Origin of the sequence: Phenylobacterium sp., assembly GCF_041920015.1 — a bacterium.
In the GTDB taxonomy this organism is placed as follows: Bacteria; Pseudomonadota; Alphaproteobacteria; order Caulobacterales; family Caulobacteraceae; genus Phenylobacterium.
This window is the reverse complement of record NZ_JAYRST010000039.1, coordinates 1-19,945: the sequence shown is the minus strand read 5'-3', so window position 1 is coordinate 19,945 and position 19,945 is coordinate 1. Positions and strand designations below refer to the sequence as shown.

18 protein-coding genes are annotated in these 19,945 nt (G+C 66.7%); 11 read left to right on the top strand and 7 right to left on the bottom strand.

The window, feature by feature from the left end:
* Nucleotides 1-121 precede the first annotated feature (121 nt).
* The gene (locus ACE3TL_RS10010; RefSeq protein ID WP_370868346.1) at nucleotides 122-385 is read left to right on the top strand and encodes a hypothetical protein; all 264 of its coding nucleotides are present in this window, start codon (nucleotides 122-124) and stop codon (nucleotides 383-385) included.
* Here ACE3TL_RS10010 and ACE3TL_RS10005 read toward each other — a convergent pair.
* The 7 genes from ACE3TL_RS10005 to ACE3TL_RS09975 form a co-directional block, all read right to left on the bottom strand.
* Entirely contained in the window at nucleotides 366-851 is a 486-nt protein-coding gene (locus ACE3TL_RS10005) for a hypothetical protein (RefSeq protein ID WP_305284677.1), read from the bottom strand. The genes ACE3TL_RS10010 and ACE3TL_RS10005 overlap by 20 nt on opposite strands.
* 90 nt (nucleotides 852-941) lie before the next feature.
* On the bottom strand, nucleotides 942-3,428 hold the full coding sequence (locus ACE3TL_RS10000; RefSeq protein ID WP_305284676.1) for a heavy metal translocating P-type ATPase: 2,487 nt from the start codon (nucleotides 3,426-3,428) through the stop codon (nucleotides 942-944).
* Nucleotides 3,421-4,032, bottom strand: a complete 612-nt coding sequence (locus ACE3TL_RS09995; RefSeq protein WP_305284675.1) for a cation transporter — start codon at nucleotides 4,030-4,032, stop codon at nucleotides 3,421-3,423. Before ACE3TL_RS09995 ends, ACE3TL_RS10000 begins: the two co-directional genes overlap by 8 nt.
* Nucleotides 4,029-7,253: an efflux RND transporter permease subunit gene (locus ACE3TL_RS09990; RefSeq protein ID WP_305284674.1), complete on the bottom strand. Its 3,225-nt coding sequence runs from the start codon at nucleotides 7,251-7,253 to the stop codon at nucleotides 4,029-4,031. Before ACE3TL_RS09990 ends, ACE3TL_RS09995 begins: the two co-directional genes overlap by 4 nt.
* A gap of 11 nt (nucleotides 7,254-7,264) precedes the next feature.
* Nucleotides 7,265-8,452 (bottom strand): efflux RND transporter periplasmic adaptor subunit, encoded by a 1,188-nt coding sequence (locus ACE3TL_RS09985; protein WP_305284673.1) that lies wholly within the window; start codon nucleotides 8,450-8,452, stop codon nucleotides 7,265-7,267.
* Complete coding sequence (locus ACE3TL_RS09980) at nucleotides 8,449-9,705, bottom strand: TolC family protein (protein WP_305284672.1); 1,257 nt, start codon at nucleotides 9,703-9,705, stop codon at nucleotides 8,449-8,451. The genes ACE3TL_RS09985 and ACE3TL_RS09980 overlap by 4 nt, the downstream gene beginning before the upstream one ends.
* Before the next feature lie 427 nt (nucleotides 9,706-10,132).
* Complete coding sequence (locus tag ACE3TL_RS09975; RefSeq protein WP_305284671.1) at nucleotides 10,133-10,840, bottom strand: cation transporter; 708 nt, start codon at nucleotides 10,838-10,840, stop codon at nucleotides 10,133-10,135.
* A 67-nt stretch (nucleotides 10,841-10,907) separates the two neighbouring features.
* Here ACE3TL_RS09975 and ACE3TL_RS09970 point away from each other — a divergent pair, with 67 nt between their 5' ends.
* From ACE3TL_RS09970 to ACE3TL_RS09925, 10 genes are all read left to right on the top strand, one after another.
* Nucleotides 10,908-11,348 carry a helix-turn-helix domain-containing protein gene (locus ACE3TL_RS09970; RefSeq protein WP_305284670.1) on the top strand — a complete coding sequence of 147 codons (441 nt, stop codon included), beginning with the start codon at nucleotides 10,908-10,910 and terminating at the stop codon, nucleotides 11,346-11,348.
* A 297-nt stretch (nucleotides 11,349-11,645) separates the two neighbouring features.
* Nucleotides 11,646-11,993, top strand: coding sequence for a TrbC/VirB2 family protein (locus ACE3TL_RS09965; protein ID WP_269717138.1), 348 nt, complete (start codon nucleotides 11,646-11,648; stop codon nucleotides 11,991-11,993).
* The gene (locus tag ACE3TL_RS09960) at nucleotides 11,993-12,259 is read left to right on the top strand and encodes a VirB3 family type IV secretion system protein (RefSeq protein WP_293498093.1); all 267 of its coding nucleotides are present in this window, start codon (nucleotides 11,993-11,995) and stop codon (nucleotides 12,257-12,259) included. The genes ACE3TL_RS09965 and ACE3TL_RS09960 overlap by 1 nt, the downstream gene beginning before the upstream one ends.
* Before the next feature lie 52 nt (nucleotides 12,260-12,311).
* Nucleotides 12,312-14,786 carry a conjugal transfer protein TrbE gene (trbE, locus tag ACE3TL_RS09955; protein WP_374578549.1) on the top strand — a complete coding sequence of 825 codons (2,475 nt, stop codon included), beginning with the start codon at nucleotides 12,312-12,314 and terminating at the stop codon, nucleotides 14,784-14,786.
* Nucleotides 14,786-15,124: a hypothetical protein gene (locus tag ACE3TL_RS09950; RefSeq protein WP_374578548.1), complete on the top strand. Its 339-nt coding sequence runs from the start codon at nucleotides 14,786-14,788 to the stop codon at nucleotides 15,122-15,124. The genes trbE and ACE3TL_RS09950 overlap by 1 nt, the downstream gene beginning before the upstream one ends.
* Complete coding sequence (locus tag ACE3TL_RS09945) at nucleotides 15,117-15,839, top strand: conjugal transfer protein TrbJ (protein WP_269717142.1); 723 nt, start codon at nucleotides 15,117-15,119, stop codon at nucleotides 15,837-15,839. Before ACE3TL_RS09950 ends, ACE3TL_RS09945 begins: the two co-directional genes overlap by 8 nt.
* 227 nt (nucleotides 15,840-16,066) lie before the next feature.
* Entirely contained in the window at nucleotides 16,067-17,377 is a 1,311-nt protein-coding gene (trbL, locus tag ACE3TL_RS09940) for a P-type conjugative transfer protein TrbL (protein WP_269717143.1), read from the top strand.
* Nucleotides 17,378-17,397: 20 nt separating this feature from the next.
* On the top strand, nucleotides 17,398-18,081 hold the full coding sequence (gene trbF / locus ACE3TL_RS09935; protein WP_269717144.1) for a conjugal transfer protein TrbF: 684 nt from the start codon (nucleotides 17,398-17,400) through the stop codon (nucleotides 18,079-18,081).
* A 152-nt stretch (nucleotides 18,082-18,233) separates the two neighbouring features.
* Complete coding sequence (trbG, locus tag ACE3TL_RS09930; protein WP_374578547.1) at nucleotides 18,234-19,067, top strand: P-type conjugative transfer protein TrbG; 834 nt, start codon at nucleotides 18,234-18,236, stop codon at nucleotides 19,065-19,067.
* Nucleotides 19,064-19,945: TrbI/VirB10 family protein (locus tag ACE3TL_RS09925; protein WP_374578546.1), on the top strand; the 882-nt coding region annotated here is incomplete at its 3' end. The genes trbG and ACE3TL_RS09925, both read left to right, overlap by 4 nt.

The following is a 19,945-nucleotide window of genomic DNA, read 5'->3' as shown; positions in this document are numbered from 1 at the left end:
CGGCAAATGATGACGATGGCGGAACTTCCCGTCTGAAGATGAGTCGCGGACTCACGTTGCCGCTTTGCAATGGAACGACAGCAAACATTCCCATTGTAGAAATCTTCGTCCAAGACCCGCTATGTCACACAAGCTTTCCCACGATTGGAAGGGTGCGCCCCTCCAGGACTTGGCTAGTCAGTACATGGCCATCGAGGGCTTTACGTTTGGCTTCAATGCCGGCAGCGAGCGGTACGACTATCAAGTCTCCGTCGGCGACGGAGGGCGCGACGTCCTCAGTGGCAGAGCCGATCGGGACCACTTCTGGGGTCTGGACGGCGATGACCAGCTCTCCGGCACGGCGAGAGCGACGTGTTCTACGGCGATCAGGGCTGAGATACTCTGAGCGGCTTACCTCGACGTCGGCCGTTGAACTGAGACCCACCGCCAAAGCGTTCTTGTAGATCTCCGCTGATGCAGTCGAAGTGCGCGCCGAAGAGACGGCCTAGGTGGCGCCCGATCACCCGGGCCATAGGCCCAGAGACCTCGACAGATTGAAGAACCCTCGCACCGTCCAGGCGAGGGCTGATGTGGATGGCGAACTCCATGAGGAGGACCCTCCTGAGGCCAGCCTCCCAAGAGATCAACCCGAGCGGCTCCAGCGCGACCACGTTGCCCGGCAGATTGAAGTAAAACGGGCTGATACGGCCGCGACGGAGCAGGATCCCGTAGTCCATCTTTCCTCCGGGCTTGAGCTCGCCTCTGATGCGAGCGGCCTGCGTCCAGGCTCCATACCCTTCGAATTGAACGAGCGAGTCCCACACCCGCTTGGGGGAGGCGCCCACGTCGATTTCTTTGGCGACGCGAGCCATTTTCAGACCCTACACATCGGGCGCTTGCGAGCCCGTAGGCCCGGGCAGAAGACGCTCCGGACCTGGGCGGGGCTGTTTTCGCCTGGACCGCTATGCATGCTGCTTGTCCCGAGGCGTGGTCCCGCCCAGTGCGCCGAACGCCCCTTCGCGATAGGCCAGCAAACGCAGCGCATTCGCTACAACAAGCAGCGTGGATCCCTCATGGAAGATTACCGCCGCGCCGATCTTCAGGCCGAAGATCGTCGCCGGGATAAGGAACGCGACCATTCCGAGGCTGACAAACAGGTTCTGTTTGATGACGGCGCTCGTGCGACGGCTGAGGCCGACGGCAAAGGGCAGCCGCCGCAGGTCGTCGGCCATCAGCGCAACATCGGCGGTCTCCAGCGCGACATCCGAGCCGGCGGCGCCCATTGCCACACCGACCGTTGCGTTCGCCATGGCCGGCGCGTCGTTGACGCCGTCGCCCACCATCGCCACGCGCCCTTCCTGCTCGCGCATGGTCTTGATGAACTCAACCTTGTCCTCGGGCATGAGGCCGCCCCGCGCCTCGGTCAAGCCGAGCTGCGAGGCAATTGCGTCGGCGACTCCCTGGTTGTCGCCCGACAACATCACGAGCCGCTTCAGACCCATCCCGCGAAGCTGTGCGATCACCTCCGCCGCGCCTTCACGTGGCGTATCCTGGAGAGCGAGAACGCCAAGGTAGGCGCCCGCTGAGCGCACCACCATCACGGTGCGACCCGATCTAGCCAGTCGCTCCGCCTCTGAACGCACCTCCTCGGGCACAGGCGGGCCATCGATCGCCTCGAAGAGCTTCAGCTTGCCGATGAAGACATCCTCGCCGCCGTAGCGACCTCGGACCCCTTGTCCCGTTATGCTCTCGACGCTCTCGGCTCGGCCCGGCGCCGCCGTAAGCGTCTCGGTCGCCGCCGTGACCACGGCGGCCGCCAAGGGGTGGTCGCTCTGCGCTTCGACGGCCGCGGCGGTCTCAAGGAGCCGTTCCTTGGTCACGCCGATGGCTGGGACCACGTCCGTGACGCGCGGCCGGCCCTCCGTCAGGGTCCCGGTCTTGTCGAAGGCGAGCGCCTTCAGCGTGCCGAGGTTCTCGAGCGGTCCGCCCCCTTTCACAAGCACGCCGCCGCGTCCAGCTCGCGCGACACCGCTCAGCACAGCGCTGGGCACGGAGATGGCCAGGGCGCAGGGGCTTGCCGCCACCAACACGGCCATCGCTCGGTAAAAGCTCACGCTGAAGGGCTCGTCCACGACGAGCCAGGCGAACATCAGCATCGCGACCATCAGCAGAACGGCGGGCACGAAGATGCGCTCGAACTTGTCGGTGAATCGCTGTGTCGGCGAGCGCTGGGCCTCCGCCTCGGCGACCATGGTCACCACGCGCGCGAGGGTGGTCTCGCTCGCCCGGCGGGCGACCCTCACCTCCAGAGCCCCTGCCCCGTTGATCGTCCCGGCGAACACGCGGTGGCTGGCCTCCGCGGACTCGAAGGTCGCCTCTTGCGGAGCCGGGCTCTTGTCGACCGGCACGCTTTCCCCAGTCACCGGCGCCTGGTTGACGGCGCTCTCGCCGATGATGACGACCCCGTCAGCCGGCAGGCGCTCATTGGGTCGGACGAGGACGATGTCCCCGACCTCAAGCGCCTCGACCGCAACCTCTTCGATCGCCTCGCCGCGTCTGCGGCTGGCGCGTTCGGGCGCCAGGGCCGCCAGAGCCTCGATCGCTCGTCGGGCGCGGCCCATCGCATAGTGTTCAAGCGCATGCCCGAGGCTGAATAGGACGAGCAGCAAGGCGCCTTCCGCCCATTCGCCGAGCGCGGCGGCGCCAGCCGCTGCGACCAGCATGAGGGTGTCGATCTCGAACCGGCGCTTACGCAGGTTCTCCACCGCCTCGCGCAGCGTGAAGTAGCCGCCAAAGATGTAGGACAGGCCATAGAACGCGAGCGGGACAGGGCCGCTGAGGCGAAACGACGCCAGCCAGCCGACCAGAAGCGCGAGCCCCGAAAGCAGGGCGAATACCAACTCGGTGCGCTCGCCAAAGACGCCACCATGCTTGTGGCCGTGGCCCTCGCCTGGCTTGTGCTTATGGCCGGCGTGCTCGTCGCGCGAAGCGCTGGCTGAAGCAGGCGCCTGTCCCAGGGCCGCTGCATGATCGTTCAGGAATGCCTTGAGAGTCTTTTCATCTGTCAGACCGCGATCGAACTCGACCACCGCTACGCCGGTGGGCCCGACCTCGGCTCTGACAACGCCCGGCACACCACGCAGATCGTCCGCCAGGGTGCGGGCTGCGCGCGCATGCAGCGGTAATGGTAAGCGCATGGTCGCGTGGCCGAATTTGGCGTCGATGCGCGCCCCTTGCTGCTCGGCGAGCGCTCGAAGCTGCGAAGGCGCGATGAGTGTAGGATCAAAGTGCACGCACAGGCGGGCGTCCTCCCGGCCATCGACGTGAGCGTCGATCACGCCCGGCCGGCGCTTCAGAACCGCCGTCAACTCGGCGACACAGCGCTCGCAAGCATCGGCGGCGCCGGGGAGCAGGACCGGGATTTCAAGACGAAGCTTTTCCTCAGTCATCGCCGGGCTCCTCTGGTGTTTCTTGTGTTGCTTTCGCCGCGTCCCGGAGGATTTCGACGCCGCCTTTCACGGCAATGATCGCGACCGCAATGCCGACCACCAGATCGGGCCAGGATCGGCCCAACCACATGACAAGGGCGCCGGCGACCAGGATGCCGCCGTTGGACGCGAAATCGTTCAAGCTGAAGGTTTCAGCGGCGCGCATGTTCACGTCCTGGCTCTGGACGCGGCGCAAGAGCAGGAGACAGACGATATTTACGACGGCGGCGACCAAAGCCAGGGTCATCATCGTCCAGCCGACAGGCTCAGCGCCGTAGATCCAGCGCCGGCCCACGTCGAGCAGCACGCCGACAGCGAAGATCAGAAGCATGACGCCCGAGATTCGCGCGGCGCGGCGTTTCCAGGCTCCGGCCCGACCCACCGCAAGGAAGCTGATGAGATAGACCGCCGTATCAGAGCCGTTATCGACCGCATTGGCGATCAAAGCGCTGGAATCCGCCACCAAGCCACCAACCCCGAGCGCCGCAAACAGCAGCCCGTTGAGGATCAGCACCACCAGCAAGGTCTTGCGCTGCTGACGTTCCTGGGCGGTTAGCGCGGTCATTCCTCGATCCCTTCAGCTTTGCGATGCTTTACCGCCTTGGCGGCGAAGGTCGGCAAGACCAGCAGTGTGAGCGCGGTAGCCGCGAAGAGGCCTCCGATCACAACTGTAGCCAGGGGCTTCTGCACCTCCGCACCCGCGCCATGCGCTAGCGCCATCGGGATGAATCCGACGATCGCCACGAGCGCGGTCGTGAGCACCGCCCTTAACCGGCTCGCGGCCCCCTGGTAGGCGGCCAGATCTGGAGGAAGTCCCTCGTCGAGCCGCTCCCGGATCGCCTGCATCAAAACCAGGCCGTTCAGGGTCGCCACGCCCGAGACCGCGATGAGCCCAACGGCCGCCGAGACGGAGAACGGCATGCCCCTGAGCAGCAAGGCCAGGGCTCCGCCGACCAACGCGAGCGGCACACAGGCGAAGACCAGTCCTGCCTCGGCGAAGGACCCCAGCGCCATGAACAGCAGAAGCCCTATCAGGACGAACACGACCGGGATCACGAGCCCCAGGCGTTGTTCGGCGCGCTTGAGGTTCTCGAACTGCCCGCCCCATGTGAGAGAATAGCCGGTGGGCAGTTTCACCTGCTGCTCGACCCTGGCCTGGGCGTCGGCGACGAAGCCGCCGAGGTCGCGACCCCGGACGTTGGCCTGGACCACCATCCTCCGACTACCGTTGTCGCGGCTGATCTGGTTCTGGCCCTCCGCGATCTGGATGCGCGCGACCGAGGACAGAGGCACAGTCGCGCCGCTGGACGTGGTCACAGGCAGGGCGGCCAGGGCCGCTGGATCGTTTCGGGCCTCGTCCGACAAGCGGACGACCACGTCGAACCGACGATCGCCCTCGAAAATCTGACCGGCCTCGGCCCCACCAATTGCGGCCGAGACGGCTTCGGAGACATCCGCTGCGGCCAGCCCGTAGTTGGCGGCGGCGAACCGATCGACGGTCAGGGTCAGCGTGGGCAGACCGGAGGCCTGCTCGACGCGCACGTCGGCGGCGCCTTCGGTCTGGCGGAGCACATTGGCGACCTGATCGGCGGTCCTCTGCAACTCAGCGAAATCGTCGCCGAACACCATGACCGCAAGATCGGTCCGCACCCCGGAAATGAGTTCGTTGAAGCGCAGTTCGATAGGCTGGCTGAACTCGAAATTGTTGCCCAGCTGTTGCGCGGAAATCTTCTCGATCCGGGCAATCAGATCCTCCTTGGACAGGTTCGGATCGGGCCATTGATCCTTATCCTTCAGCACGATGACGGCGTCGGAGATGTTCGGCGGCATTGGGTCCACGGCCGCCTCCGCGGTACCGGTCCTGGAGAACATGGTCTCCACCTCCGGCTGCGCCTTGATCGCCTTCTCCAGCGCCATCTGCATAGCGAGCGACTGCTCGAGAGACGCCGAGGGCACACGCAGGGACTGCATGGCGATGTCGCCTTCGTCCAAAGTCGGGATGAACTCCCGCCCGAGGGTGCTGAAGGCGATCCCGCCAACGAGGACGGCGCCGAGCGCCGCCGCCAGAACGATCTTGGGGCGAGCGACGGCCGCGCGGATCGCCGGTTCGATGCGCTTGCGGGCGAAGCGGAGGACGAAGGTCTCGTGTTCCTCCGCGCGCCCGTTTGGATCCATGTGGACGTGCTTGGGGTCCCGAACCAGCAGCGCCGTCATGGCCGGCACGAAGGTGAAGGAGAAGATGAACGCCCCCACCAGCGCCAGCATCACCGTTGCGCCCATCGGGATGAAGGTCTTGCCTTCCACCCCCTCCAGCATCAGCAGCGGGGTGAACACCAGCAGGATGATCAACTGTCCAAAAGCGGCCGGCTTGACCATCTGGCGCGCGGCGGCCGCGGCGACGCCAAGCCGTTCATGACGAGTGAGCATTCGGCCGAGTTCGCCCCGCCGCTGGCTGAGCATGAGCAGCGTATTTTCAACGACCACCACGGCGCCATCGACCAGCAAGCCGAAGTCGAGCGCGCCAAGGCTCATCAGGTTTCCGCTGATCCCAAACCGATTCATGCCGATCACTGCGAACAGGAAGCTGATCGGAATCATCAGCGCCGTGATCGTGGCCGCACGGATGTTGCCCAACAGCAGGAACAGCACGGCCACCACCAGCAGCGCGCCTTCGGCCAGGTTGCGGGCGACCGTCGAAATGGTCGAGTTGACGAGGTCGCTGCGGTTCAGCACCGGCGTCGCGACGATGCTAGGCGGCAAGCTCGGGCCCACCTCCTCGAGCCGCTCGGCCGCGGCCTGCGCCACGGTTCGGCTGTTCTCACCCGCCAGCATCAAGGCGGTTCCGATCACCGCTTCGTGGCCGTCTCGACTGGCGCCGCCAAGGCGCGGCGCCTGGCCCATCTCCACGGTCGCCACGTCGGCGACACGGACGACAAGCCCATTGCGATTTACGACAGGGGCTTGCGCCAGGTCGGTCACCGTCTGAGCGAGCGCATCGGTGCGTACCGTGAGCGCCTCGCCCGCGCGCTGGATGAAGCCGGCCCCCGCCTGAGTGTTGGCCCGCTCCAGGGCCTGAATCAGATCGTTCAAGCCGAGGCCATAGCTTGCCAGACGGGCCGGGTCGGGGCGGACGGCGTATTCCTTGACGTAGCCACCGTTCACATCGACGCCGGCGAGCCCTTTGGCCGAGCGCATCCGGGGCGCAATGATCCAATCCTGGACAGTGCGCAGGTAGGTGGCGCGCGCTTGCGGCGTCGTGAGGAGTTCGCCTTCAGGGGTTAGATAGGCGCCGCCTGCCTGCCACCCGGGCTGCCCTGCCGCGGCCAAGGCTTTCGGTCCAAAGGGCACATAGTCGACCGTCCACATCAGGACCTCGCCTAGCCCCGTCGTGATAGGCGACAGTTCCGGCTCGACCCCTGTCGGCAAGGTTTCCCGCGCCTGCGCCATCCGCTCGGCCACCTGCTGGCGGGCGAAATAGATGTCGGTCTGGTCGGTGAAGATGACGGTGATCTGGCTGAAGCCGTTGCGGCTGAGCGATCGTGTGCTTTGAAGGCCTGGAATGCCCGCCATGGCGGTCTCCAGGGGATAGGTGACCTGCCGCTCCATCTGCTCTGGCGCGAGCGCCGGGGCGACGGTGTTGATCTGCACCTGACGGTTGGTGATGTCGGGGACGGCGTCGATCGGCAATCTGGTGAGTTCGTAGAGGCCCAGCGCCGAGACGAGGGCGGTCGCCAGAACGATGAACCATCGGAAGCGAACGGACGCTTCAATAACTGCTTTGAACATGCGCCTGCTCCCTAGTGGCCGTGCTCAGCCTCGCCCTTGGCGAGTTCGGCCTTAAGCAGGAAGGCGTTGGTGGAGACGATCCGTTCGGCGCCGGTGAGCCCACGCACGATCTCCGTGCGACCGCCCGCCTGGCGTCCGGTCAGCACCGGCATGGCGCGGAACCCGCCGTCGATCTGCACGAACACGACGGGATTGCCCTCGACCGTTTGCACGGCTTCGCTCGGTACAGTCAGGCCGCCGCTCTCACCACCGGTCACGAGGGCTCCGGTGACGGGTGACCCCGCCGGCGGGAGGCTAGCGCCAACAGGCCGCGCGCGGATCACCGTCGCCCCACTTTCTCCCGAGCCTGCGTTCGCCGCTACACCGGTCACGACGGCGTCGAACTCTCCCGTCGGGCCGGTGATCCGCATCCGCGCTCCGGCGCGCGTCTGCGCGGCGAGTTGCGGCGGAGCATTGAAGACCAGTTCGACGCGCGCCGGGTTGGTCACTTCGGCGATGACGCCGCCTTGGGCGACGTAGCCGCCGGGCCCGACCTGCACGGCGGTTACGACACCGCCGATGGGCGACGAGACGCTCGTTCGCCCCGAGGCGTTCGGAGAGCCCGCGACAGCTACCCTAGCCCGCGCGGCGCGTGCTGTGGCCTCGGCGCTGAGCGCTTGGGCCTGGGAGCTCTCCACCTCCTGTCGCGCCACTATGCCCTGGGCGCCAAGATTGCGATCTCGCTCGTAGGCGCGCCGCGCGGCGTTCGCCGCAGCCGCCGCCGCGTCGGCGTCGGCGCGCAACGTGGCGGCGTCACCACTGACGAGGATCGCGAGGGCCTGGCCCGCCCGGATGCTTTGCCCCGGCGCAACAAGAACCCGCTCAACGCGCCCGCCGACGCTCGCCCCAACGCTGGCGCGGGCATCAACCATCGGTTCCACGCGCCCGGAAATGCGTGTTTCGGCGCCACCGCCCCGACCCACCGCGACGACGGCCAGGCCCGACGCCCGAACCTGCTCTGGCGTAAGCTTGACAACGCCCTCGGGCGTCTCGGCGGCCTCGCCCTCTTCTTGCGCCTCCCCTTCGGCATGTTCATCGGCGGCCTCGGCCGCAGGGGGAGCGTCGCGATTGATCAATGCCGACAACCCGAAGCCGCCGGCTGCGGCGACGAGGGCGATGGCGGCTACTGCGCCATAAAGACGCGCCTTATCCTGCTTCATTGGGAGTCTCCGGTCCCGGCAACGCCGCTCATCCGAGCCAGGGCTGCCTGCGCGCTTACCCGCTCACTGGCGGCGGCGATGGTTTGACCGCGCGCATCCGTGAGCGCGCGTCGTGCAACAAGAAGTTCGGCAAGACTCAGCTTCCCGCCTTCGTAGCCGATGCGTGTGAGGCGGTAGGCCTCCTGCGCGGCTCGCTCACCCTCCCGAGCGGCGGCGAGCCGCGTTTCTGCGGCGGTCGCACGGGCTGTGCTTGCGCGAACCGTCGCCTCGGCGTCGAACCGCGCCGCATTCAGACGGGCCTCCGCGGCGGTGACTTCCGCTTGGACCGCGCGGACGTTCCCCCGATTGCGATCGAAGAGTGGCAGAGGGACCGACACCCCGGCGATGAATGCTGACGCATCGGAATTCTCGAACCGTCGGAAGCCCACCGAGACATTCACGTCGGGAACGGCGCGCCGACGCTCCAAGGCGAGGCGCCGCCGTGCCGCCTCGCGCTCAGCTTGCGCCACGAGATAGCCCGGCGCGTTAGATGCGACGGGCGAGATGGCGGAACGCGGCGGCGTTCCGTCCAGCAGGCTCACGGGAATCGAGGTGATTGGCGCCGCCGATCCCGAAAGAGCCGTAAGGTTAGCGAAGGCTGTCGCTCCCGCCGCCTGAGCCTCCTCGACGGTGGCGCGGGCCGCCTGGACTGCAGCCTCCGCCTGAATACGCCGCAACTCAGGTTCGCGGCCTTGTTCGACGAAGGCGCGCGCGATGCGGGCATCCTCCTCCGCGAGCCCGAGCGCTTCTCGTGCGAGCAAAAGTCGCCGATCGCTGGCCTCGGCTTCGGCGTAGGCCACCGCAAGATCGAATCTGAAATCGACCTGGGCGCGCTGGGCGCGCTGACGGGCCGCCACCACCTCCCCCTGCGCCGCCGAAACCCGGGCCGAACGCTTGCCGCCGAGTTCCAAGGTCTGAGAAATCGACGCCGTCGTCTCAGCCTGGCTTATGCCGCTGTACGGCCCAGACCCGGAAAAATTCTCGATTTCCAGGCCCACCGTCGGATTAGGACGCACGCCCGCCTGCTGCGCCAAGCCTTCGGCTCGCGCGATGTCGGCGCGGGCTTCCGCCAAACGCGGCGCGGTCTCCTGCGCCTGTCGGAGTAGGTCAGTAAAGGCTGGGGCGGGCTCGGCCACGCCGACGCCCGCCGACAGCCCCAAGGCGACGAGCCCCGAGGCGGCCGCCAACAGCGGCCTTCGATTATGGATGAACACGGTCTTCCTTCTCGCTTGTGACGACGGAGTGCGCGCGTGCGCGCGTCGGTCGTCAGCCGCGAGGCGGTCGTTTCAGTCCGAAGTGGGGATCGGTCTTACGCACAGCGGTGCGCCCCAGGACATGCTTGGCGCTAGGCAAGTCTGCGCCAACGCCGCCCTCACCTAGGATCGGCACAAAGGGTGCAAAGTGGTGACAATGACCATGGATGCAGACATCCGCCGGTGCGCTGCCGTGATCATCCAATGGCGCGGTCACCGTTTGACCGGCTGCGGTCGTGAATTCGGCCGCCGCCGCGCCGGAATTCAGATCATTACCGCAGATGAGGGAGTCGACGCTCGGTCCTAGCGAAAGCACAGCGACGAGCAAGGCGGCTGCTAGCCACCGTAGTGCTCCGGACCATGCTGAAGGACTCGCCATCGCCCTGCCCTATACGTGTTTCGTACTGTGGCGGGAATGCGTTACATATTTACGCAAATCCGCGCTGGCCGGAGCGGCTCGGAGTTCCTTGCGCGCCTGACTGGCGATCTGCCACGCCGAGCGCAAGAAGACCGCCGCCAGCAGAACACCGACGAGAAGGTCCGGCCACCTCGACCCAGTGACGGTCACCGCAACGCCAGTGGCGGCCACCGCCAGGCACTGGATTAGGTCGTTGCGGGTGCATAGCCAGACCGACCGCACGTTGGCGTCCCCTTCACGGAAGCGCACGAGCAGCAGCGCAGCGAGCAGATTGGCCGCCGCTCCGAATAGGCCGAGCCCCGAGATGGCCCCGCCTTCGGGCGAAGCGCCCGTCACCGCGCGCCAAACCGCCAGTCCGAGAATGCCCGCCGCCATCAGCGCAAGTGACCCGCTTTTGATGAAGGCCGCGCCCGACCGGACCTGGACGCTCTTGCCGATGGCCCACAAGCTGAGCGCGTAGGTCGCTGCATCAGCCGCGAAGTCTAGGGTGTTAGCCGCCAGCGCCGCCGAGTCGGCGAGCCAACTGCCGATCGCCACGACGACAAAGCCGACGATGTTGATGACGATGACCGCGCTCAGCGCCCGGCGGTAGGCCAGCGAGGCGCCGTCGAACGCGATGGGCGCGCCGCAGCCGCAACCGCTGGCGGCCGGCTTATCGGAAGTGGAACAGCTCGACATGCCGCGACCCTGCATCCTCTAGTCGCTAGAGGATCAAGGGTCTATTTTATGGAACGAGGAGAATTCCATGACGTCGCTCACGATCGGCAAACTCGCGGCGGCCGCCGATGTGAAGGTCCCCACGATCCGCTTCTACGAACAGATCGGCCTCCTACCCGAGCCGGTGCGCACCGAAAGCGACCGTCGGGCCTACGATCCCGCCGCCGTCCGGCGTCTGGCTTTCATCAAGCACGCGCGCCAGCTCGGCTTTCCGATCGAGGCGATCCGCACCCTCCTCGATCTAGCCGACCATCCGGAGCGATCATGTGAGGACGCCAACACCCTCGCCCAGGAACAACTCACCGCCGTCGAGACGAAGATCGCCCAACTCGAGGCGTTGCAGAGCGAGCTTCGGCGCATGGTCGCCGCCGGCTGCCAGGGGATCGCGGGCGATTGCCGGGTCATCGAGGTCCTCGCTGATCATCGGTGCTGCGCGCAGGATCACCCGGCAACAGGGAGGCTAGTCTGACCTTGAGTGGGCGGCTCAGCTGCGAATCAACAGCCCACACAACTCGGGCATGTGCCCCAAAGTCGCCGCTTATCGGTTGGAAACAGATCAGCAACACGGGGGAAATGCGCGCGCTTGCCTGCTCGACTCAGGCCGCTAAGCGTGGCCGGAAGCTCGCCTCTAACGGTTGTAGCTTTGCTAGAGAAAAAGCCCTAATCGCACCTTTTTAGTCAAAAACGCCCTTGACCTCGCCTATTCCGCGACTCACGGTTGTGACGCCCGGCAAAGGCGGGCGGACGCAATCAAGGGTCAGCTGCGATGAAAAACGCCGGTTCTAGCCAAGCTCGGGGGCGCGCTTCGACCGCCCTGGCCCTCCTCGCCGGCGCGGCTGTCCTCCTCGCGGTAAGCCCGGCTTGGGCCGCTGGCGCCGGGACCGCCATGCCCTGGGAAGGCCCGCTCGACACCATCATGCAGTCGCTGTCGGGGCCGGTCGCCAAGGCCGTCGGCATCATCGCGATCGTGCTCACCGGCCTGGGCTTCGCCTTCGCGGAAGGTGGGTCGGCCCTGCGCAAAGGGATCGGCATCGTCTTCGGTCTGGCGATCGCCTTCACGGCGACGACCTTCATCTCGACCTTCTTCAACATGACCGCCGGGGCGGCGTTCTGATGGCTCGGTCCGACGTCGAGGGTTTCGAGATCGCCTTCCACAGCTCGCTATCGGAGCCGGTGACCATCGCCGGCGTGCCGCGCATGATCGCGGTGCTCAACGGCACCCTGACCGCCGTCCTGGCCTTGGGCCTGCAGGTCCCTCTGATCGGCATTCCGCTGGGCCTCGCCATACACGGCGCCTGCTACTGGCTGAACAAGCGCGACCCCTACTTCTTCGACGCGCTCGGCCGCCACATTCGCCAGAAGCCTTACCTGGACGCCTGACATGCGCGCTCGGCCTCACCCCTCCCCGCTTTTGGTCTCCTAGAGGTTCGTCGTGCTGTACCTGCGTGAGTACCGGCCCAAGGCTGATCGACTGTTCGACCACCTCCCGTGGGCGGCCCTCATCGGGCCGGGGCTGGTGCTCAACAAGGATGGCAGCTTTCAGAAGACCCTGGCCTTCCGCGGCCCGGACCTCGCCAGCGCCACGGATGCCGGCCTGGTCGCGACCCGCGCCCAGCTCAACAACGCCCTGCGGCGCCTGGGCTCACGCTGGTGCCTGCACATCGAGGCCGTCCGCGCGCCATCGCAGACCTATCCTACAAGCCAGTTTCCGGACCCCGTTTCGGACCTGGTCGATGAGGAGCGCCGCGAGGGCTTCGAAGCGCAGGAGCGTCACTTCGAGAGCCGCTATTTCCTGACCTTCACCTACCTTCCACCGGAAGAAGCGATCTCGACGGCCGAGAGCCTCCTACTCGAAAACGCCCCGTCTGGACGCGGCGCCGAGGGGATGTACCGCGCGGCGCTCAGCGACTTCCTCAGCACGGTCCACCAGATCGCCGACATCCTGACCGCGATCATGCCGGAGGTCGCAGAACTGACCGACGATGAGACCCTGACCTATCTGCACAGCTGCATCTCGACCAAGCGCCATCCGGTCGCCACGCCCGAAACGCCGGCCTACCTCGACGCCTTCCTCACCGACGATGATTTCCAGGGCGGCCTGCTGCCGCGCCTGGGGGGCCAGTACCTGCGCACCCTCTCGGTTCGGGCCTACCCGACGACCTCGTGCCCCGGCCTGCTCGACCGGCTCAATGAGCTGGGCATCAGCTATCGCTGGGTCTGCCGGTATCTGCCGCTGGACAAGGAAGACGCGCGCAAAGCGGTGACCACGGTGCGCAAGCGCTGGTTCGCCAAGCGCAAGGGCGTGATGGCGCTCCTGAAGGAGGCGATCACCCGCGAGCCGTCCCTGCTGGAGGATCCGGACGCGGCGGCGAAATCCGTCGACGCCGATGCGGCCCTGGCCATTCTCGGGGGTGACTACGCCTCGATCGGCTACTTCACCCCGACCGTCACCTTGATGGACGCGGATCCCGACCGGCTGGCCAACCGCGTCCGGGAGGTCGAAGGCGCCATCAACCGGGCGGGCTTCGTCTGCAAGGTCGAGGATGTCAACGCGGTCGAGGCCTGGATCGGCAGCCTGCCGGGCCAAGCCTATGCCGATCTGCGCCGGCCCTTGGTGTCGTCGCTGAACCTCTGCGACATGATGCCGATGTCGGCGATCTGGCCTGGCCCGACAATCAACGCCCACTTGTCGGCCGAATGCCAAAAGCGCGGCTATCCTGGCCTTCAGCCGGCTCTTTTGGTCACCCGCACCGCCGGCACCACGCCGTTCCGCTTCGACCTGCACCAGGGCGATGTCGGTCACACGATGATCGTCGGGCCGACCGGCTCGGGCAAATCGGTCCTGCTCAACACCCTGGCCATGCAGTGGCTGCGCTATCCCGAAGCCCAGGTCTTCTACTTCGATAAGGGCGCCAGCTCCCGGGCGTCGACGCTGCTGACCGGCGGCCAGTTCTATGTCTTGGGCGGCGACCAGAGCGAGCTGGCCTTCCAGCCGCTGGCGCAGATCGACGCGCCCGACGACCGCGCCTGGGCCCAGGAATGGGTGCAAGACATCGTCGCCGCCGAGGGCGTGCCGATCACCCCGCCGGTTAAGGACGAGATCTGGAGCGGATTGCGTAATCTCGCCGAGGGGCCGCGCGAACAGCGGACACTCACCCTGCTCGCCGCCACGATCCAGGACCAAGCCGTCAAGGCGGCCCTGACGCCCTACACGCTGAGCGGACCTTACGGCCATCTGCTCGACGCCAACCAGAACGCCCTCAAGCCTGCCGCCTGGCAGACCTTCGAGATGGCCGAGTTGATGGCCAGCAAGTCGGCGCTGGCCCCTGTCCTCACCTACATCTTCCGCAGCCTTGAACGTCGCTTCGACGGTCGGCCGACGCTGCTGGTGCTCGATGAGGCTTGGCTCTTCCTCGACCAAGGCGCCTTCGCGGCCAAGATCCGCGAGTGGCTGAAGACGCTGCGCAAGTTCAACGTCGCCGTGGTGTTCGCTACCCAGAGCCTGGCGGATGTCGCCCGCTCGTCGATCGCGCCTGCGCTGATCGAAAGTTGTCCGACCCGCATCTTCTTGCCCAATCCGGACGCCCAGACGCCGCAGATCACGGCGCTCTATCAGGACTTCGACCTGAACCCGCAGCAGGTCCGGATCATCGCCAACGCCACGCCCAAGCGTGAGTACTACTACCAGGCCACGTCCGGGAACCGGCTGTTCGAGCTGGGCCTGGGCAGCGTGTCCTTGGCCGCCGTGGGCTCGTCGTCGCCCGGCGATCAACAGCTCATCAGCCAGCTCCTCGCGGATCATGATCGTGGCGAGTTCGCCGAGCGGTTCTTCGCGGCCAAGGGCCAGGCGGATGTCGCCCGCTACCTCGGCGGCCAGCGGCGCGCCGCCTACCCGAGGGTGGCGTGATGGGCGCACACGACCTCACCTTCGCGCCGGCTCGGCCGCCGATGAGCCCGAGAGCATTTGCGCGCCTGGCGTGGCTGAACCGTCACCTTCCGGGCGCGTGGACGGCCTCGCGCCGGCGTCGCCGGATCCTGTTCCTGGCCCTGGCGGCGCCCGGCTTCCTGGCGGTCTTCGGCACGACCTACCACCACAACTTCTTCGTCATGCTGGCCGGCTTTGTCCTGTTCGGCGCGGCCGTCGCCTTTCGGGCGGTCTCTGAGCCGCTATTCGTCCAGGCGACCGGCGACGACCTTTTCCCGGTCCCTCATCCCTCGCACCAGAAGGACACTCCAGATGCGTAAGCAGCTCATGGCCGCGGCGGCGATCGTCGCAGTGTCGCTGGGATTGGGGCCTCTGCCGCCGCAGTCCGCCGCCGCCCAGCAGATCGTGTTCGATCCGCGCGCCGTGGCGCAAGCGGTCCAGCAGGTGCGCCAGGGCCTGTCTCAGATCCAGCAGCTTCAGGCGCAGGTCACCAATCAGATGGCGATGCTGCAGAAGCTCGGCACGGACGTGACCCAGCCCTTGGCGCAGATCAACGCCCAGGCCAGCCAGCTCATGCAGCAGGCCCAGGCGATCGGCTACAACAGCCAGAATATCGCGGGCCAGTTCCAGCAGTTTTACCCCGCCAGCCTGTCCGGGCAGAGCTTCGCGCAGATCCAGCAGCGCCTCGCGAGTTGGGAGGCGAACAGCCGACTGACGCTGCAGGACTCCATGGCCGTGCAGAACCAGCTGGTTAGGTCGCAGGGAACGACCGCTGGCGCCGTCAGCGGCGCGGTGGCCGCTTCGCAAGGCGCCGCCGGGCAAACGGCAGCGATCCAGGCGACCAACCAGTTGCTGGCCGCGCTCAGCAGCCAGCTGCAGGGTCTTCAGACGATCTTGATCGCGCAAGCGAGGACGCAGGAGACGATCCTGGCGCAGCAGCAGGCCGGGGCCATCGCGGCCCGAGCTGAGACGGAGCGCGCCACCGCTTACACCAAGACTGGTAGCCGGCTCCCGAACATCTCGGATTTTCAATGATGCGGTCGTTGCTCGTCATCAGCTGTCTTGTTGCCGTTGGCCTGGCTGGCTGCGGAAAGCCCGCCACAGAGCCGAGTCAAACCGATCCGCCGGCCAAGGCGAAACCGTGTCCGGACATCAACAATCGTGACCGGAACGACCCATGTTCACCGCTGTACTTCAAGAAAAAGGGCAGCAGTCTTCCCGATAAAAACAGCCTCTAGGCTTGAAGTGCGCCGAGTTCATCAATGGCCACCGCAGATCCCGCAGCTCTAGACCAATTCATCAGTGCGTTCACCGGCCAGGTGGGCAGTGGCTTCGGAGCCATTGCGGGGCCCGTCCAGGGCGTCCTGGCGACATTGGTGGTCATCAGCATCACGATCTCAGCGATCCTTTGGGCGATCGACGAGACACAGAACATCATGGCTGCGCTCGTCAGGAAGATACTCCTGATCGGGTTCTTCGCCTGGCTAGTCACCAACTGGCACTCGCTGACCCTCACGGTCATCAATGGATTTGCGAAGCTAGGTCTGCAGGCCAGCGGCGGCGGCTCGATTGGCGATTTTACGCGGGCGCCAACTAAAGCCGTCGAAGCGGGCCTCTCGGTCGTAATCGACCTCATCAAGTACATTGGCGACCTTGCGCAGCAGAACGCCGGCTTCGGCGCGCTGATGCATATCGACATGATCATCGTCGCGGCCGTCGCCGCGATCGGCATCCTGTTGGCCTTCATAATTTTGGCGATCGAGATCGCCGTCACGATCATCGAATTCTACATCGTCACCCTGATCGCTTTCGTCGTGGTGCCGTTCGGAGTGCTCTCGCAGACCTCGTTTCTGGCCGAGAAAGCTATCGGCTACGTGGTCTCCGTCGGGTTCAAGTTCATGGCTCTCGCTGTGATCGCGGGCGTCGGGATCAACATCTTCGAGACCTACTCGCTATCGCCTCAGCCGACCGTGGCTGAGGAAGCCGGACTGCTGCTGTCGGCGATCTTCTTGATGATGTTGTCGCTCAAAGTGCCCGCGATCGCTGGTGCCATGATTTCTGGTGGTCCGCAGTTGAACACGGGTGGTGCTCTTATGGGCGCTGCCGGTGTTGCTGCCGGCGCAGCGGGCGTCGGTCTCGCGGCCCGTGCTGCTGGCGGAGCCATCGCCAGCGGCTGGGCAGGCGGCGGTGAGAAGATAGCGGCAGCCCGCGCCGCGTCTGGAAGCATCAATTCAGGAGGCCCTCGTCCAAATGGTGGAGGTGGGCCCAGCGGTGGAGGCATGGCGGCCGACTTCGCCAGGGCTCCGGTTTCGACGATGGTCGCTGAAGGTCGAGCGGCCGGTAGCCGCCTCTTCTCCTCCCGCAATCCTAGTGAAGGCGAGACGCCCCCTCCCCCGCCGCCGGATGCGCCATCGTCTGGTTCCTCCGTCGTCTCGCGGGCCGAGGCTCGCCGTGGCGGCGGGCTGGCAGGCGCTGCCCGGGACAGTGCCGCTGCGGCCACGGCCGGGGGAGATGGAAACGGGCCTGGCCTGAGCGCCACACCAACCCGTCGCGATGACGAACCTGAAGAGTGACCCCAGTCGAGAGTGCGCCGATGAACCCCTTCAAACGACCTAATGACCGCTACGGCAGCTCAGCCCCCATCGAGAGCCCATACCTGCGCGCCTCCCGCGAGTGGGACATGCGCATCGGCTCGGCTGTGGTGCAGGCCAAGAACTGGCGGATGGCGGCGTTCGGGGGCCTGGGGCTCGCGGCCCTGGCGCTGGGCGGATTTATCTACGAGGCCAACAACACCAACATCGCCACCTACGTCGTGCCCATCGACCGCTATGCGCGGCCGGGCCGTATCGAGCTTGCGGGGCGCACCTACGAGCCGACCACGGCCGAGATCGGCTACTTCCTCGCCGATTGGGTTCGGCGGACGCGCTCGAAGAGCATCGATCCCATCGTCATCCGGGACAACTGGACCGGCGCCTATCACTTCGTGTCCGGGCCAGCGATCGGGCAGCTCAACGCCTTCGCCAAGGCCAACGACCCTTTCGCAAACGCGGGCACCCAGGCGGTCAACGTCGAGATCGTGTCGGTCCTGCCGCGCAGTCCGCACACCTACCAGGTCCAGTGGCGCGAGACGCAGTTCAATGCCGGCACGTCGAGCGCGACGGAGGCCTGGACGGGGCTGTTCACCACCAAGGTCGTGGCGCCGAAGAACGAGGCCGAGCTGAGGGCCAATCCGCTGGGGATCTACATCACCGAGTTTCAATGGAGTCGTGAGCTATGAGCGCCTTGTCCCCCAGACGGCTTTCCTTGGGCGCTGCGGCCGGCCTGCTCATTCTGTTGGCCGCGTCTGAGAGTCCCTCGGTCGCCCAGACGGCGACGCCCCGACCGACTCTCCCTGTGGCGGCTCGGCCGACACCGGCGGCGCCTGTCGCCTTGGCTCAGGCCGCGACGCCGCCTCGGCCCGTCCCAAGACGCCGCACGGCGCCGCGCACCTATGCACGGCAGACGGCGCTGACGACCGTACAGTCCGCCAACAGCAGCGCCCGCGACTACCCCAGCGCCGGGGCCTATGTGAATGCGGCCCTCTACTACGATTTTGAGCCTGGACGGCTCTACACCGTCCACACCAGCCCGCGCTTCCTTACGGCGATCTCGCTTCGCCCCGGCGAAAAGCTGATCTCCAAGGCGGCGGGCGACACGGTTCGCTGGGTGCTGGGTGAGACCGTCCAAGGCTCGGGCGCGACCCAGCAGGTCATCGTGATGGTCAAGCCGATCCGCGGCGGCCTGCGCACCAACATCATCCTGACGACCGACCAGCGCACCTACCTGCTCGACGCGGTCAGCTATGAGGGCGACACCTACACCAGCGTTATCAGCTGGAACTATCCGCAGGAGGAGGCCCGCGAGCGGCAGGCCGCTCAGGCGGCCGAAACCCAGGGGGTGGCGGCCTCGGGCCTTGCGGTGGACTCGCTGCACTTCGGCTATCGCATCAAGGCCAACGGCTTTCGCGCGCCGCGCTGGCAGCCGGTTCGCGTCTTCGATGACGGGCTAAAGACCTACATCCAGTTTCCGCGCGACATGGCCACGACTGAGGCCCCGCCGCTGTTCTTGATCGGACCCGACAAGCAGGCCCAGCTCGTCAACTACCGCTCCCTTGGCGGCTACTACGTCGTGGACCGACTGATCGACGTCGCGGAGCTGAGGCTTGGCGAGGGCAAGCAGACCGTCGTGCGGATCACCCGCACCGGCGAAGGGGGCCGCTCGTGACCCATCTTCCGCCCGACCCGCCTCTGGGCTCCCAGCCACGCAAGGCGCCGCCGGAGAGCGTCCTGGCCGCGCCTCGTAATCCCGTCACGCGCTGGAACCGCAAGTATTTGATCGCCGGGGCGACGGGCTTGGCTGGAATCGTGGCGCTCGGCTTCTACCTCGGCTTCGGCGGCGCGCACGCGCCTCAAGCCCGCCCGGAGGCGATGACGGACGCGGCCTACACCGGCCAGGTCCAGACGCCGGCGATCTCCACCAAATACGCGGCGGGCTATGCCGATCCCGCGTTGCAGGCTCAAGCCCTGCCGGGGACGGCGGCCTTGCCGCCGCCCGAAGGCTCGCCGGGCGCATTGCCCGCCGGCGCGCCGCCTCCGGCTCCCCCGCCGGCGCAGGTCGATCCTGCCGTTCAGGCCGCGCGTGAGCAGGCGCTCGCCGCCCGGACGTCCGGGCCGTTCTTTGGCGGGCCGCCCCCAGCGGCGGCTGCACCGCCGTCCGCCGATCTCGCTGCGCTGGCTGGGCCGATCGGTGCGTCCGCCGGGAGCGCCGGGGAGCCGGCCGCCGCCGAGGTGCAGCCGGCCAATGGCCAGGCCGCCAAGCGCCAGTTCGCGGCCAACGCCCGGACAGACGACTATCTGACCAATCCCCTGCAGCCGGCGCTGAGTCCTTGGGAGGTGAAGGCCGGCAGCATCATCTCGGCCGCCTTGGTGACGGCCATCAATTCCGACCTGCCGGGCCAGGTGATCGCCCAGGTCACTGAGCCGGTCTACGACCATAGGACCGGGCGGACCGTGTTGATCCCGCAGGGCTCACGGCTGATCGGCCAGTACGACAGCCAGATCGCCTACGGCCAGAACCGGGCCCTTATCGCCTGGAACCGGATC

Bases quoted from the DNA above. Each gene is read 5' to 3' on its own strand.
- ACE3TL_RS10010 (WP_370868346.1), top strand. From the start codon at position 122: ATGTCACACAAGCTTTCCCACGATTGGAAGGGTGCGCCCCTCCAGGAC.
- ACE3TL_RS10005 (WP_305284677.1), bottom strand. From the start codon at position 851: ATGGCTCGCGTCGCCAAAGAAATCGACGTGGGCGCCTCCCCCAAGCGG.
- ACE3TL_RS10000 (WP_305284676.1), bottom strand. From the start codon at position 3,428: ATGACTGAGGAAAAGCTTCGTCTTGAAATCCCGGTCCTGCTCCCCGGC.
- ACE3TL_RS09995 (WP_305284675.1), bottom strand. From the start codon at position 4,032: ATGACCGCGCTAACCGCCCAGGAACGTCAGCAGCGCAAGACCTTGCTG.
- ACE3TL_RS09990 (WP_305284674.1), bottom strand. From the start codon at position 7,253: ATGTTCAAAGCAGTTATTGAAGCGTCCGTTCGCTTCCGATGGTTCATC.
- ACE3TL_RS09985 (WP_305284673.1), bottom strand. From the start codon at position 8,452: ATGAAGCAGGATAAGGCGCGTCTTTATGGCGCAGTAGCCGCCATCGCC.
- ACE3TL_RS09975 (WP_305284671.1), bottom strand. From the start codon at position 10,840: ATGTCGAGCTGTTCCACTTCCGATAAGCCGGCCGCCAGCGGTTGCGGC.
- ACE3TL_RS09970 (WP_305284670.1), top strand. From the start codon at position 10,908: ATGACGTCGCTCACGATCGGCAAACTCGCGGCGGCCGCCGATGTGAAG.
- ACE3TL_RS09965 (WP_269717138.1), top strand. From the start codon at position 11,646: ATGAAAAACGCCGGTTCTAGCCAAGCTCGGGGGCGCGCTTCGACCGCC.
- ACE3TL_RS09960 (WP_293498093.1), top strand. From the start codon at position 11,993: ATGGCTCGGTCCGACGTCGAGGGTTTCGAGATCGCCTTCCACAGCTCG.
- ACE3TL_RS09950 (WP_374578548.1), top strand. From the start codon at position 14,786: ATGGGCGCACACGACCTCACCTTCGCGCCGGCTCGGCCGCCGATGAGC.
- ACE3TL_RS09945 (WP_269717142.1), top strand. From the start codon at position 15,117: ATGCGTAAGCAGCTCATGGCCGCGGCGGCGATCGTCGCAGTGTCGCTG.
- trbL (WP_269717143.1), top strand. From the start codon at position 16,067: ATGGCCACCGCAGATCCCGCAGCTCTAGACCAATTCATCAGTGCGTTC.
- trbF (WP_269717144.1), top strand. From the start codon at position 17,398: ATGAACCCCTTCAAACGACCTAATGACCGCTACGGCAGCTCAGCCCCC.